Annotated in this window: 9 protein-coding genes; 4 read left to right on the plus strand and 5 right to left on the minus strand. The window is 70.9% G+C overall.

The genetic code is table 11. The features are described from left to right. Positions 1-338: 338 nt before the first annotated feature. Both glnA and EWH70_RS16400 read right to left on the minus strand, forming a co-directional pair. Positions 339-1,682, minus strand: a complete 1,344-nt coding sequence (gene glnA / locus EWH70_RS16395; RefSeq protein ID WP_130476295.1) for a type I glutamate--ammonia ligase — start codon at positions 1,680-1,682, stop codon at positions 339-341. Positions 1,683-1,705: 23 nt separating this feature from the next. After that, complete coding sequence (locus EWH70_RS16400; RefSeq protein ID WP_420809071.1) at positions 1,706-2,968, minus strand: MFS transporter; 1,263 nt, start codon at positions 2,966-2,968, stop codon at positions 1,706-1,708. Between the two features lie 79 nt (positions 2,969-3,047). On the opposite strand from EWH70_RS16400, the gene EWH70_RS16405 reads away from it, so the two are divergent. Continuing rightward, the gene (locus EWH70_RS16405; RefSeq protein WP_130476297.1) at positions 3,048-4,010 is read left to right on the plus strand and encodes a GlxA family transcriptional regulator; all 963 of its coding nucleotides are present in this window, start codon (positions 3,048-3,050) and stop codon (positions 4,008-4,010) included. Positions 4,011-4,015: 5 nt separating this feature from the next. Further along, positions 4,016-4,702, plus strand: coding sequence for an LppX_LprAFG lipoprotein (locus tag EWH70_RS16410; protein WP_130476298.1), 687 nt, complete (start codon positions 4,016-4,018; stop codon positions 4,700-4,702). A gap of 21 nt (positions 4,703-4,723) precedes the next feature. Here EWH70_RS16410 and EWH70_RS16415 read toward each other — a convergent pair whose 3' ends face one another. Both EWH70_RS16415 and EWH70_RS16420 read right to left on the minus strand, forming a co-directional pair. Next, complete coding sequence (locus tag EWH70_RS16415; protein ID WP_130476598.1) at positions 4,724-6,304, minus strand: alpha/beta hydrolase; 1,581 nt, start codon at positions 6,302-6,304, stop codon at positions 4,724-4,726. A 115-nt stretch (positions 6,305-6,419) separates the two neighbouring features. After that, the gene (locus EWH70_RS16420) at positions 6,420-8,009 is read right to left on the minus strand and encodes an alpha/beta hydrolase (protein WP_420809067.1); all 1,590 of its coding nucleotides are present in this window, start codon (positions 8,007-8,009) and stop codon (positions 6,420-6,422) included. 124 nt (positions 8,010-8,133) lie between these two features. Between EWH70_RS16420 and secA2 the strand changes: the two genes are divergently transcribed. Further along, positions 8,134-10,449, plus strand: coding sequence for an accessory Sec system translocase SecA2 (gene secA2 / locus EWH70_RS16425; protein WP_420809072.1), 2,316 nt, complete (start codon positions 8,134-8,136; stop codon positions 10,447-10,449). A gap of 86 nt (positions 10,450-10,535) precedes the next feature. Here the strand turns inward: secA2 and EWH70_RS16430 are convergent, their stop codons facing one another. Beyond that, a complete protein-coding gene (locus tag EWH70_RS16430) occupies positions 10,536-11,690 on the minus strand; it encodes an alkaline phosphatase PhoX (RefSeq protein ID WP_130476301.1) in 1,155 nt (384 codons plus the stop codon). Positions 11,691-11,818: 128 nt separating this feature from the next. Here EWH70_RS16430 and EWH70_RS16435 point away from each other — a divergent pair, with 128 nt between their 5' ends. Next, positions 11,819-13,537 carry an NAD+ synthase gene (locus EWH70_RS16435; protein WP_130476302.1) on the plus strand — a complete coding sequence of 573 codons (1,719 nt, stop codon included), beginning with the start codon at positions 11,819-11,821 and terminating at the stop codon, positions 13,535-13,537. The last annotated feature ends 27 nt before the right edge of the window (positions 13,538-13,564 follow it).

A 13,564-nucleotide genomic window follows, 5' to 3' on the forward strand; every position in this document is an offset into this window, starting at 1 on the left:
ACCCCTGACGAGGGGTTTCAACATAAAGCTCTACTGGCTTAGTTCACTAGCACACTGTTGAGTTCTCAAGCAACACGCCGATTTGTCTGGCACATCGCGCCCAAGGCGACACGCAATCTTATCGAAAACTTCTCGAAGGGATTGGTGCCCCACCTCGGGGCCGTCGCATTACGTTACTCGGTTCGGTTCGCGGTGTCAACCCGCTCGACCCGAGTCCGTCAGGGTCCGTCCCACCGGGCTTTCGCCCGCCGGCCCGGGTCTCCCTGGCGACGAAGAGAAGATTACATGCCCTCCAACCCCCTCGAAACAGGGGGGTCCCTTAACAGCGAAACCGCTGGTCAGAGCACAGGAAGCAGGGTCCTCAGCTCGTAGGGCGTCACCGAGCTGCGGTAGTTGTCCCACTCGACCCGCTTGTTGCGGAGGAAGAAGTCGTACACGTGCTCCCCGAGCGCCTCGGGCAGCAGCTCCGACCGCTCCATCTCGGTCAGCGCCTCGCCCAGGTTCTGCGGCAGGTTGGCGTACCCCGAGGCACGGCGCTCGGAGTCCGACAGCGACCAGATGTTGTCCTCCGCGGGCGGCGGCAGCTCGTAGCCCTCCTCGATGCCCTTCAGCCCGGCGGCGAGGATGACCGAGTAGGCCAGGTACGGGTTGCACGCCGAGTCCAGCGTGCGGATCTCGACCCGGCGCGAGGACGCCTTGCCCGGCGAGTACATCGGCACCCGGACCAGCGCGGACCGGTTCGCCCGGCCCCAGGACACGGTCGTCGGGGCTTCCCCTCCGCTGATCAGGCGTTTGTAGGAGTTCACCCATTGGTTGGTCACCGCGGAGATCTCCCTGGCGTGCCGCAGCACCCCGGCGACGAACGCCTTGCCTGTCCCGGACAGCTCGTGCGGGTCCTCCGGGTCGTAGAAGGCGTTGCGGTCGCCCTCGAACAGGCTGACGTGCGTGTGCATGCCCGAGCCCGGCTGGTTGGTGAACGGCTTGGGCATGAAGGTGGCCCGGACCCCCTGGGTCAGCGCGACCTCCTTGACGACGTAGCGGAACGTCATCACGTTGTCGGCCATGGTCAGGGCGTCGGCGTAACGCAGGTCGATCTCCTGCTGGCCGGGCGCGCCTTCGTGGTGGCTGAACTCGACCGAGATGCCCATCGCCTCGAGCGTCTCGATGGCGTGCCGCCGGAAGTGCGTGGCGGTGGCGTGGCTGGCCTGGTCGAAGTAGCCGCCGTTGTCGGCGGGCTCGGGCTCGGTGCCGTCGTCGGGCAGGTTGGCCAGCAGGAAGAACTCGATCTCCGGGTGGACGTAGCAGGTGAACCCGGCCTCGCCCGCCTTGGACAGCTGCCTGCGCAGCACGTGCCGAGGGTCGGCCCAGGACGGCGAACCGTCCGGCATGGCGATGTCGCAGAACATCCGGGCCGAGTAGTGGCCGCCCTCCGGGGTCTCCCACGGCAGCACCTGGAACGTGGCGGGGTCGGGCTTGGCGACCATGTCCGACTCGTAGACCCTGGCGAAGCCCTCGATGGCGGAACCGTCGAAGCCGATTCCCTCGCCGAAGGCCCCCTCCAGCTCGGCCGGCGCGACCGCCACCGACTTGAGGAAACCGAGGACGTCGGTGAACCAGAGCCGCACGAAGCGGATGTCGCGTTCTTCCAGCGTGCGCAGCACGAACTCCTGCTGGCGATCCATGGCCGCACCCTATGCGGGGCGTGTTAACGCCGTGTTTCCGCCCTGGGGATGCCCACCGACAGGGCCGCGGCGATCACACACAGACCGCCCGCGACGTACCAGGCCAGGTCGTACGCGCCGAGCAGGTCGCGGGTCAGCCCGGCGCCGAACGCGGCGAACGCGGCGCCCACCTGATGCGAGGCGAACACCCAGCCGAAGACGATCGGGCCGGCGTCGCCGAAGTGTTCCCGGCACAGTGCGACGGTCGGCGGCACGGTGGCGATCCAGTCCAGCCCGTAGAAGATGATGAACACCCACATGCTCGGCTGAGTCTCCGGCGCGAACAGTGACGGCAGGATCATCAGAGATGCACCCCGTAGGGCGTAATAAGCACCCAACAGGATACGGGAGTCCACGCGGTCGGTGAGCCAGCCGGACAGGATCGTGCCTGCCACGTCGAACAGGCCGACCAGCGCGAGCAGCGACGCCGCCGTCGTCGACGGCATCCCGTGGTCGTGTGCCGCGGGGACGAAGTGGGTGCCGACGAGCCCGTTCGTGGACGCGCCGCAGATGGCGAAACCGCCGGCGAGCAGCCAGAACACCGGCCTGCGTGCGGCGTCGCGCAGGGTGCGCAGAGCCCGCAGCGCGCTGCTGCCCGCGGCCGCCGCGGGACGGGGCTGCGCCTCGCCGCCGTAGGGCGTCGTGCCGACGTCGGCGGGCCAGTCGTGCAGAAACAGCAGTACGAGCGGGACGACCGCGAGCGCGGCGAGGGCGACCACGATCGACGGTGTGCGCCAGCCGTAGTCGGTGGCCAGCGACGCGACCAGCGGCAGGAAGATCAGCTGACCGGTGGCACCGGCCGCGGTCAGGATGCCGCTGACCAGGCCGCGGTGGCGGACGAACCAGCGGCCGGTGACGGTGGCCACGAACGTCATCGCCATCGACCCGGTGCCGACGCCCACGAGGACACCCCAGCTGAGCAGGAGCTGCCAGCTGCTGGTCATGAACACCGTCAGGCCGCTGCCCGCGGCGACCAGCACCAGCGCGCCGACGACCACGCGGCGCATGCCGAGGCGGTCCATCAACGCGGCCGCGAACGGTGAGATCAGGCCGTACAGGATGAGGTTGATCGACACGGCAGCCGAGATCGTGCCCCGGGACCAGCCGAACTCCTGATGCAGCGGGTCGATGAGCACGCCGGGAACGGAGCGGAAACCCGCGGCGCCGATCAGCGTCACGAACGCGATGACAGCGACGATCCAGGCGCGATGCGGCCGTCGGGTACGGGCGGGCGCGCGGTCCTGCAGTTCGGTCACCCGGCAAGCCTGGTGCAGTGTCGCCGCCCGGACGAGTGGCCAGAAGGTCAATATGTGAAAGAATCTGGCCATGCATGAGGTGGTGGTGCTGGCCGTCGACGAGGTCGTCGGGTACGACCTGAACATCCCGCCGCAGCTGTTCGGCACGGCTCGCAAGAACGGTGAGCGGCTGTACCGGGTGCGGGTCTGCGGGGTCGACGACCGGCCGGTGCGGGTCAGCGCCGGCTACACGGCCGTGCTCGACCACGGTCCAGAGGTGCTGGCCGAGGCCGACACGGTGGTCATCCCGGGCACGCGAGTGGCCGGTCCGCGCCGGCACGGCACGCTGGACGGCCCGCTCGCGGCGGCGATCGAGCTTATTCCGGCGGATGCTCGCATCATGTCGATCTGCACCGGGGCGTTCGTGCTCGGCGCCGCCGGCCTGCTGGACGGACGGCGCGCGACGACGCACTGGGCCTACGCGGAGGAGTTCCGGCAGCTTTACCCGAAGGTCGACCTGGACGAGAACGTGCTGTTCGTCGACGACGGCGACGTGCTCACCTCGGCCGGTCTCGCGGCCGGTGTCGACCTGTGCCTGCACGTGCTGCGGTCCGATCACGGCAGCGAGGTCGCCAACGTGGCCGCCAGGCACTGCGTCGTGCCGCCGTGGCGGGACGGCGGGCAGTCGCAGTACATCGACCGGCCGCTGCCCGCCGACGAGGGCAGTACGGCGGCGACCCGCGACTGGGCGCTGCGACGGCTCGGCGAGCCACTGGACCTGGCGGCGATGGCCGCGCAGGCGCGGATGAGCGTGCGGACGTTCTCCCGGCGGTTCCGCGCGGAGACCGGCCTGTCACCGCGGGCGTGGCTGATCCAGCAGCGGATCCGGCACGCGCGGCACCTGCTGGAAACCACCCGGCTGCCGGTGGACCAGGTCGCGGCAGAGTCCGGGCTGGGCACGGCGGCCTCGCTGCGCCAGCACCTCAACGCCACGATCGGGGTCTCGCCGCTGGCCTACCGGCGGACGTTTTCCGAGGGGGCGCCGCTACCGTGACCGGCATGCGGTCCATGTCGCGGATTGTGGTCGTCCTGCTGCTGGTGTCCGGGTGCGCCTCGGCGCCGGACACCAGTGAGCCGATGCCCGGCGCGGCGGAGCTGACCGCGGCGGCCGCGCGGTCGCTGTCGGTGCCGCGGCCGGTCCGGTTCACCTACGGGGCGAGCGGGGTGCTGCCGGGAATGCTGGTCAACTCCGCCGAGGGACAGGCGCGACCCGCAGACGGGCCGCACGGCTGGGCCAAGGGGACGGTGGCGCTGCAGCGGCCGACCGACCAGGTGACGCTCGGCTTCGAGCTGTCCGGCGACACGCTGATGCTGGCCGACGAGAGCGGGCTGGCGACCCGGGCACCGCTGCCCAGTCTGACGCCGGCGTCGCTGCGGGACCCGGCGCGCGGGCTGCCGCGGCTGCTGAGCGGTGCGGCGCGGGCGCGGACCGAGGCGAAGGAGAAGCTGGAGAACGTGCCGGCTTACCGGGTCACCGCGAAGGTGCCCGCCGACGTCGTGACGGCGGTGCTGCCCGCGGTGAACACCGAGGTGGACGTCAAGTTCTGGATCAGCGAGGCGCCGTCGCGGGAGCTGGTCCGGGTGTGGCTGCAGGTGCCTCCGCCGGAGCGCGGCCAGGGCGCCGCCGTGATGCTCGAGCTGGCCCTCAAGTGGGATCAAGGGAGCTTTACTAGCGAAGAAGGGTAGTAAAGCTCCCTTGCTCCACTTCTACGGCGAGCAGCGGGTGCCCTCGGCGGGGAGTTTGCCGTCGACCAGGTAGGCGGTGCCCGCCTCGTCGACGCAGGTGTTGCCCTGCAGGAACACCGTGTGCTGGGTGCCCTCGAACGTCAGCAGCGCGCCCTTCATCGCCTTCGCCAGGTTCACCCCCGCCTGGTACGGCGTCGACGGGTCACCGGTGGTGGAGACGACCAGCACCGGCGGGACGCCCTCGACCTTGGGCAGGTGCGGCTGAGAGGTGTTGGGGACCGGCCAGAACGCGCAGGTGTCCAGCGCGGCGCCGTCCGGCTTGCCGTCGTCGAGGAACGGGGCGGCCTGCGCGGCCCGTCGCTGCATGTCGGCGATGCGGGCCTTGTCGGTGATGCGCGGGTTGTCCACGCAGCCGATCGCGGTGAACGAGTCCTGCACCCCGGTGTAGCGGCCGTCCTGGCCGCGGCCGTTGTAGGCGTCGGCGAGCTTCAGCAGTGTCTCGCCGCGGCCCTCGTCGAGTTCGGTCAGCCCCTGGCTGAGCTGCTGCCAGAACTGCTGGGAGTACAGCGCCTGGATGGTGGCGATGGTGGCGTCCTCGTAGGACAGCTTGCGGTCGCCGACCTTCACCGGCTTGTCGATCAGCGGCCGGACCAGGTCCTGGTACGCCTTGGTGGCGGCGGTCGCGTCGGTGCCGAGCGGGCACTTGCCCTGCTTGCCGCACCACGTCACGAACTCGCCGAACGCCTTGGCGAAACCCTCCTGCTGGGCCAGCGCGCTCTCCAGCGGGTCCTGCTCAGGGTCGACCGCACCGTCGAGGACCATCGCGCGCACCTTGTCCGGGAACGCCTCGGCGTAGGTGTAGCCGATCTGGGTGCCGTAGGAGTAGCCCAGGTAGCTGAGCTTGGCGTCGCCGAGTGCGGCGCGGAGGATGTCGAGGTCCCTGGCGACGTCGCGGGTGCCCAGGTTGGCGAGCATCGCCGCGCCGTGCTCGGTGCGCTGCACGCAGCGGCTGCCGAAGTCGCGGGCCTCGGCTTCCTGGCGGGCCACGCCCTGCGGCGTGCCGTCGGTCTCCGAGTCGTCGGCGCGGTCGGCGTCGCGTTCGGCGTCGGTCAGGCATCGCACGGCGGGACGACTGGCGCCGACGCCCCTCGGGTCGAATCCGACCAGGTCGAATCGCTGCCCGAGCGGCGACCCGCCCGCCTGGCCGGCGAGGCTCGCGGCCGCGACCATGCCGGACGCGCCGGGGCCGCCGGGGTTGATCACCAGCGACCCGATCCGCTCGCCCGCTGCCTTGTGCCGCAGGACGCCGATGGTGATCCGGGCGCCGGCAGGCTGGGCGTAGTCCAGCGGGACCATCAGCCGCGCGCACTCCAGGTTCTGTCCGCCGAACGCCTCTCTCGCCTCCGCTGAGTCGGCGAACGGGCCACACGGTCCCCAGGTGAGTTTCTGCGTGTGGAACTGCTCCAGCGGGTCGGCGGGGGGTGGCGGCGGCGGGGGTGGCTCGGACTGCACCACGGTCGGCTTCGGCGGCGCCGGCGGGTCGTCCGCGCAGGCCACCAGGCTGCTGACCAGCGCAGCAGCCGCCACAACAACAAAGGGCATGCGGGGCACGGGCAGATGGTGCCACCGGGTCGGCGGCGCCGCAGCCCGTGCGCCCGTCCCGGGTGAGAGCGAGGGAGCTTTACTACCCTTCTTCGCTAGTAAAGCTCCCTTGCTCTCACTTCGAGCCTGAGCAGCGGGTGTTCTCGGCCGGTAGTGTGCCGTCGACCAGGTAGTCCGTGCCCGCCTTGTCGACGCACCTGTTGCCCTGCAGGAACACGGTGTGCTGGGTGCCCTCGAACGTGACCAGCTTCCCGCCGAGGGCCTTGGCCAGGTTCACCCCGGCGGCGTACGGGGTGGCCGGATCGCCGGTCGTCGACACCACCAGCACCGGCGGCAGGCCGCCGACCTTCGGCGTGTGCGGCTGCGAGGTGTTCGGTACCGGCCAGAACGCGCACGCGTCCAGCGCGGCGCCGCCGGAGCGGCCGTCGTCGAGGAACGGCGCCACCTCGGCGTAGCGGCGGTGCGCCTCGGCGACGGCGGCGCGGTCGGTGACCCTGGGGTCGTCGACGCAGCGCACGGCGAGGAACGCGTCCTGGGTGGTGGAGTAGCTGCCGTCGGCGCCCCGCTCGTTGTAGGCGTCGGCCAGCTTCAGCAGGGTGTTGCCCTGCTGGCGCTTCAGCTCGTTCAGGCCGGTGTTCAGCACGTCCCACAGCTGTTGGGAGTACAGCGCCTGCACCGCGCCGGTGGTCGCGTCCTCGAACGACAGGCGCCGCTCGCCCGCCTGCGCCGGGTTGTCGATCAGCGGGCGGACGAGCTGCTGGAACGCTCCGATCGCGGCATCCGGATCGGTGCCCAGCGCACAGTCCTGCTGGGCGACGCACCAGCGGGTGAACTCGCCGAACGCCTTGCCGAAGCCCGCGCCCTGCGCGACCAGCGAGTCGATCGAGTCCTGCTCCGGGTCCAGCGCGCCGTCCAGGACCAGCGCGCGGACGTTGCCGGGGAACGCCTCGGCGTAGCTGTAGCCGATCCGGGTGCCGTAGGAGTAGCCGAGGTAGGTCAGCTTCTCGTCACCGAGCGCGGAGCGCAGCACGTCCAGGTCCCGCACGACGTCGCGGGTGCCGATGTTGGCCAGCATCGCCGCACCGTGCTCGGTGCGCTGCACGCACTTCTCCCCCAGCTGCTTCGACTCGGTCTCCTGCCTGGTCACGCCCTGCGGCGAGCCGTCGGACTCGGAGTCGTCGGACCGGTCGGCGTCGCGTTCGGCGTCGGTCAGGCACCGCACGGCCGGCTGGCTGGCGCCGACGCCGCGCGGGTCGAAGCCGACCAGGTCGAACCGCTGCCCCAGCTCACCCGAGGCCACCGTCTCGGCCTGGCTCGCCGCCGACGCCATCCCGGAGGCCCCCGGCCCGCCGGGGTTGACCACCAGCGAGCCGATCCTGTCCCCGGACGCCTTCTGCCGCAGCACGCCGAGCGTGATCGACGGGCCGTCCGGACGCGCGTAGTCGAGTGGGACGGACAGTCGCGTGCACTGCAGGCCGGGCGCGCCGAAGGCCGACCGGGTGCTGTCGCTGGTGGCGAACGGGACGCAGTCGCCCCAGGTCAGCGGCTGTCCGTAGAACCGTTCCAGCCCGCCGGGGACAGGGCCGGCCGGCCCGTTCGTCTCGGTGACCGGGCCCGGCTGGGCCGGTGGGGCGGACGTGCAGGCGGCCAGCAGGCTGATGACAGCCAGCACACCCGCGAGGCGGTAGCGTTCGAAGCGCGGCACGACGACGATCGTGCCATTCGCCGACGAAGTGGTGGCAGCCGGAACTGTCCGGTGGCTCACTCTCGTTGTGCGAACGGGCCGGCCGTCGACGAGAGATTGAAGGAGACCACGGGTGGCAGCGTTGATGAAGCGGTTGCGCAGGATCATCCAGCGCCCGGCCAGTGTGGAGCTGACCAAGTACGAGGCGCTGTTGCCTGCCATCGGGGCACGTGAGGCGGAGGTCGAGAAGCTCTCCGACACCGAGCTGACCGAGGCCGCCAAGGCGCTGCGTGAGTTCTCCACCTTCGGCAACGACCAGCTGGTCGAGTTGTGCGCCCTCGGCAGGGAGGCCGCCCGCCGGGCTCTCGGCGAGCGGGCGTTCGACGTGCAGTTGCTGGGCACGATGGGCCTGCTGACCGGGCACGTCGTGCAGATGGCGACCGGTGAGGGCAAGACGCTCGCCGGCGCGCTGGCCGCGGCTGGCTACGCCATGCAGGGCAAGCACGTGCACGTCGTCACCGTCAACGACTACCTGGCCCGCCGCGACGCGGACTGGATGCGGCCGGTGCACGACCTGCTGGGCGTGTCCGTCGGCTGGGTCGAGCCGTCGCGCACCCGTGAGGAGCGGCGCGAGGCCTACCACCGCGACATCACCTACGGCGCGGTCAGCGAGATCGGGTTCGACGTGCTCCGCGACCGGCTGGTGACCAGGCCGGACGACCTCGTGCAGCCCAAGCCCGAGGTGGCCATCATCGACGAGGCCGACTCGGTGCTCGTCGACGAGGCGAGGGTTCCGCTGGTGATGGCGGGCTCGGTCGACGCCGGGATGGCCGACGAGGAGGTCGCCAACGTCGTGCGGCGGCTGCGGCTGGGCCTGCACTACGAGACCGACACCGACGGCCGCAACGCGTGGCTGACGCCCGCCGGTTCGTCGGTGGTGGAGAAGTCGCTCGGCATCGACCTCTACGGCGAGCACGAGGAGGGCACGTCGGACCGGCTGGCCGCGGTCAACGTCGCCCTGCACGCGCACGCGCTGCTCGAACGCGACGTCGACTACCTGGTCCGCGACGGCAAGGTGCGGCTGATCAACGCCTCCCGGGGCCGGGTCGCGGAGCTGCAGCGGTGGCCGGACGGCCTGCAGGCCGCGGTCGAGGCCAAGGAGCAGGTGCCGCCGTCCGACCGGGGCGAGATCCTCGACTCGATCACCGTGCAGGCGTTGCTGGCCCGTTACCCGCAGGTCGCGGGCATGACCGGTACCGCGGTCGCGGTGGCCGAGCCGCTGCGTGAGTTCTACAAGCTCGAGGTCGCGGTCATCCCGCCGAATGCGGAGAACATCCGGGAGGACCAGCAGGACCGCATCTTCGCGTCGCCGTCGCAGAAGCTGCGTGCCATCCAGGAGGAGATCCGCTCGGTCCACGAGACCGGACGGCCGATCCTGGTCGGGACGCAGGACGTCGCCGAGTCCGAGGAGCTGGCCGAGAAGCTGGAGAAGTTCGGGGTGTCCTGCGTGGTGCTCAACGCCCGCAACGACGCCGAGGAGGCGGCGATCATCGCCGAGGCGGGCAAGCACGGCGCGGTGACCGTGTCCACGCAGATGGCCGGGCGCGGTACCGACATCCGTCTCGGCGGGGCCGACGGCGCCGACCGCGAGCGGGTCGCCGAGCTGGGCGGGCTGCACGTGATCGGCACGGCCCGGTACCCGTCGAGCAGGCTCGACGACCAGCTGCGTGGCCGCGCGGGCCGCCAGGGCGACCCGGGCAGCTCGGTGTTCTTCGCCAGCCTCAACGACGACCTGGTGCTCTCGCACGCGCCGGACGTACCGGAGGGGATCGCGTCCGACGACGAGACCGGCGAGATCACCGCCGACGTCGCGCACCGGCAGATCAACCACGCGCAGCGCGTGGCCGAGGGCGTCGACCTGGAGATCCACCGCAACACGTGGCGCTACACCCGGCTGATCGAGCGGCAGCGCACCGACCTGCTGGAGCACCGGGACAAGCTGCTGCACACCGAACTGGCCGCCGAGCTGCTGGAGAAGGGTGCGCCGGACCGGTACAAGGAGCTGGCCGAGGCGTTGGGGGGCACAGGCGATGAGCTGGTGCAGGCGTGCCGGGAGATCGCGTTGTTCCACCTCGACGAGCTGTGGTCGGATCACCTGGCCTACCTCGCCGACGTGCGGGAGAGCATCCACCTGCGCGCGCTGGCCAAGGAGACGCCGCTCGACGAGTTCCACCGGGCCGCGATCCCCGAGTTCCACAAGATCATCGGCGAGGTGGAGGCGCGGTCGGTGAAGACGCTGGAGGACGGGGAGATCACCGAGAACGGGATCGACCTGGCGGCGTCCGGGGTGCGGCGCGCGTCGTCGACCTGGACCTACCTGGTGCACGACAACCCGTTCGACTCCGACGCCGAGGAAGCGCTGAAGAAGGTCCGCGGCATGCTCCGCAAGAAGAAGAGCTGAACCGGACATCTCGGGCGTTTTAGCGGAGCAAGGGAGCTTTACTACCGTTTAAGGGTCGTAAAGCTCCCTTGCTCTCGCTTCGGGGGTCAGCGGCGGAAGGGGCCGGTGACCTCGTAGGTGATGCCACCGGAGGAGGAGCCGGTGGTGCCGCGCTGGGACGAGAAGTACAGCCGGTCGCCGGCGGGGGTGAAGGCCGGGCCGCAGATCTCCGACGAGCTCTGCCCGCTGATCCGCAGGAAGGGCGCCACGATGTCGTCCGGCGTGATGATGCAGATCTCCATGTTGCCGCCGTCCTCGGCGACGAACAGGTCACCCGAGCCGGACCCGGTGATGTTGTCGACGCCGGTCAGCGGCGGGGTGCCGGGGTTGACCAGCGAGTCGTCGTAGGCCAGCTCGTAGGTGTTGTTCAGCAGGTTGACCTGCCACACCCGGTTGTCGCCCTTGGTGGTGAACCACGCCGTGTCGTTGGCGTAGTGCAGGCCCTCGCCGCTGCTGAACCGCTTCGCGCCGCGTACCTGGTTGCGGGTGGCGACCGGGCTGCCGTCCGGGTCGGGCACCTTGGCCCAGGTGAACGGGCCGCTCGTGGCGGACCCGGCCACCAGCACCTCCAGCGTGCCCGAGGACAAGTCACCCCAGGTGGTGGGCAGGAAGCGGTAGAAGCAGCCGTCCGAGATGTCCTCGGTCTGGTAGACCGCCTTGCGCACCGGGTCGGCCGCGGCGGCCTCGTGCGTGAACCGGCCCATGGCAGGCCGGCGTACCGCGGCCGACGCCGGCCCGCGCGGGTTGCACTCGTAGGCGTAGCCGCCGTCGACCTCCTCGCAGGACACCCAGGTACCCCACGGCATCGCGCCGCCGGCGCAGTTCCGCCTGGTGTCGGCGAGAATCCGGTACGCGCTGGTGATGGTGCCGTTCGCGTCGAACCGCAGCGCGCTGGCGCCGCCGCCCGGCGCGATCTCGGAGTTCGACACGTAGATCCAGCCCGTTCCGTCGGCGAACACCGCGCCGCCGTCGGGGGCGTCGTGCCAGACGTAGCCCGCGACCCGCTGCCGCGACCGGGCGACCACCCGGCTGGTGAAGCCTTCCGGCAGCGCGATGCCGTTGGCGTCCGGGGGGCGCAGCGGCCCGTAGGGACTGGGTCCGTTCTGGGCGGGGGCAGCCAGTGCGCCTGAGGTGAGCGTGTTGCCGAACGCGGTGACTCCGGCGCCGACCACGGCCGCACGCAGGAAGTTCCGTCTCTTCACGCGAAGACCTCCGTCGATCTCGGTGGGTGGTGGGGAACACACGAGACGTTACGGAGCGAGACAATTCACAACCAGATGTGGCGGATGAACTCCCGACGAAAGGAGGCCGTCGGTGCGAGAATGACGCCATGCCGCAACTGCGCATCGCACTGGCCCAGGTCAACACCACCGTCGGCGCTCTGGAAGGCAACGCAGAGCTGACCGTCGAATGGACCCGGAAGGCGGCCCAGGCGGGTGCGCACGTGGTGGTCTTCCCGGAGATGTCACTCACCGGCTATCCGGTGGAGGACCTGTCCCTGCGCAAGACGTTCGCCGAGGCGTCCAAGGCGAAGGTGACCGAGCTGGCGGCCCGGCTCGCCGACGCCGGCTGCGGCGACGTGCTCACCTACGTCGGCTACCTCGACCTCGACGACGCCGGCCCGCGGGACGCGGCGGCGGCACTCTACGGCGGCGAGGTCGTCGCCCGGCAATTCAAGCACCACCTGCCCAACTACGGCGTGTTCGACGAGCACCGCTGGTTCTCCGCCGGTGAGACGCTGGACGTGCTGCGCCTGCACGGCCTCGACATCGGCATGGTGATCTGCGAGGACATCTGGCAGGACGGCGGCCCGGTCTCGGCGCTCGGCGCCGCCGGGGTGGACCTCGTCGTCGCGCCCAACGCCTCGCCGTACGAACGGTCCAAGGACGACATCCGCCTGCCGCTGGTGGCCCGGCGGGCCGCCGAGGCCGGTGCGCCGCTGGTGTACACCAACCTGGTCGGCGGCCAGGACGACTTGGTCTTCGACGGCGACTCGATCGTCGTCGGCGCGGACGGCGAACTGCTGGCGCGGGCCCCCCAGTTCACCGAGCACCTGCTCGTGCTCGACCTCGACCTGCCGGCGGGCAGCGGCACGGTCGAGGGCACGCACGCCGGGCTGCGGGTGCGTCACCGGGTGCTCGGCGACAACCCGCTGCCCGCCTACGAGCCGGTGGCGCAGCCGCCGATCAGCGAACCGCTGTCCGACGAGGCCGAGGTGTGGTCGGCCCTGGTCGTCGGGCTGCGCGACTACGTGCACAAGAACGGCTTCCGGTCGGTGACGTTCGGCTTCTCCGGCGGCATCGACTCGGCGCTGACCGCGGCGCTGGCCGTCGACGCGCTCGGGCCGGACGCCGTGTACGGCGTGTCGATGCCGTCCCGGTACTCCTCGGAGCACTCGCGTTCCGACGCGGCGGAGCTGGCGCGGCGGCTGGGGTGCCACTTCCGGGAGGAGCCGGTGGCCGACATGGTGCGGGTGTACGTCGACCAGCTGGGGCTGTCCGGGCTCGCCGAGGAGAACATCCAGGCCAGGGTGCGCGGCATGCTGGTGATGGCGCTGTCCAACCAGGAGGGTCACCTGGTGCTGGCCACCGGGAACAAGTCCGAGCTGGCGGTGGGGTACTCGACGATCTACGGCGACGCCGTCGGCGGGTTCGCGCCGATCAAGGACGTGTTCAAGACCCACGTGTGGGAGCTGGCGCGGTGGCGTAACTCCGAGGCCGAGAAGCGCGGGGAGACGCCGCCGATCCCGGAGAACTCGATCAGCAAGCCACCGTCCGCGGAGCTGCGGCCCGACCAGGTCGACACCGACTCGCTGCCCGACTACCCGCTGCTCGACGACATCCTCGACGACTACGTGGAGGGTGACCGCGGCTTCGCCGACCTGATCGCCGCCGGGTTCGACGCCGAGGTGGTGGACCGCGTGGTGCGGATGGTCGACCGGGCCGAGTACAAGCGGCGGCAGTACCCGCCGGGCACGAAGATCACGTTCAAGGCGTTCGGCCGCGACCGCCGTCTGCCGATGACCAACGCCTGGCGCGAGACCCACTAACCCCGCGCGGCCCGCCCTGTCAACTCC

This window comes from Amycolatopsis suaedae (assembly GCF_004214935.1).
GTDB classification, from domain to species: domain Bacteria; phylum Actinomycetota; class Actinomycetes; order Mycobacteriales; family Pseudonocardiaceae; genus Amycolatopsis; species Amycolatopsis suaedae.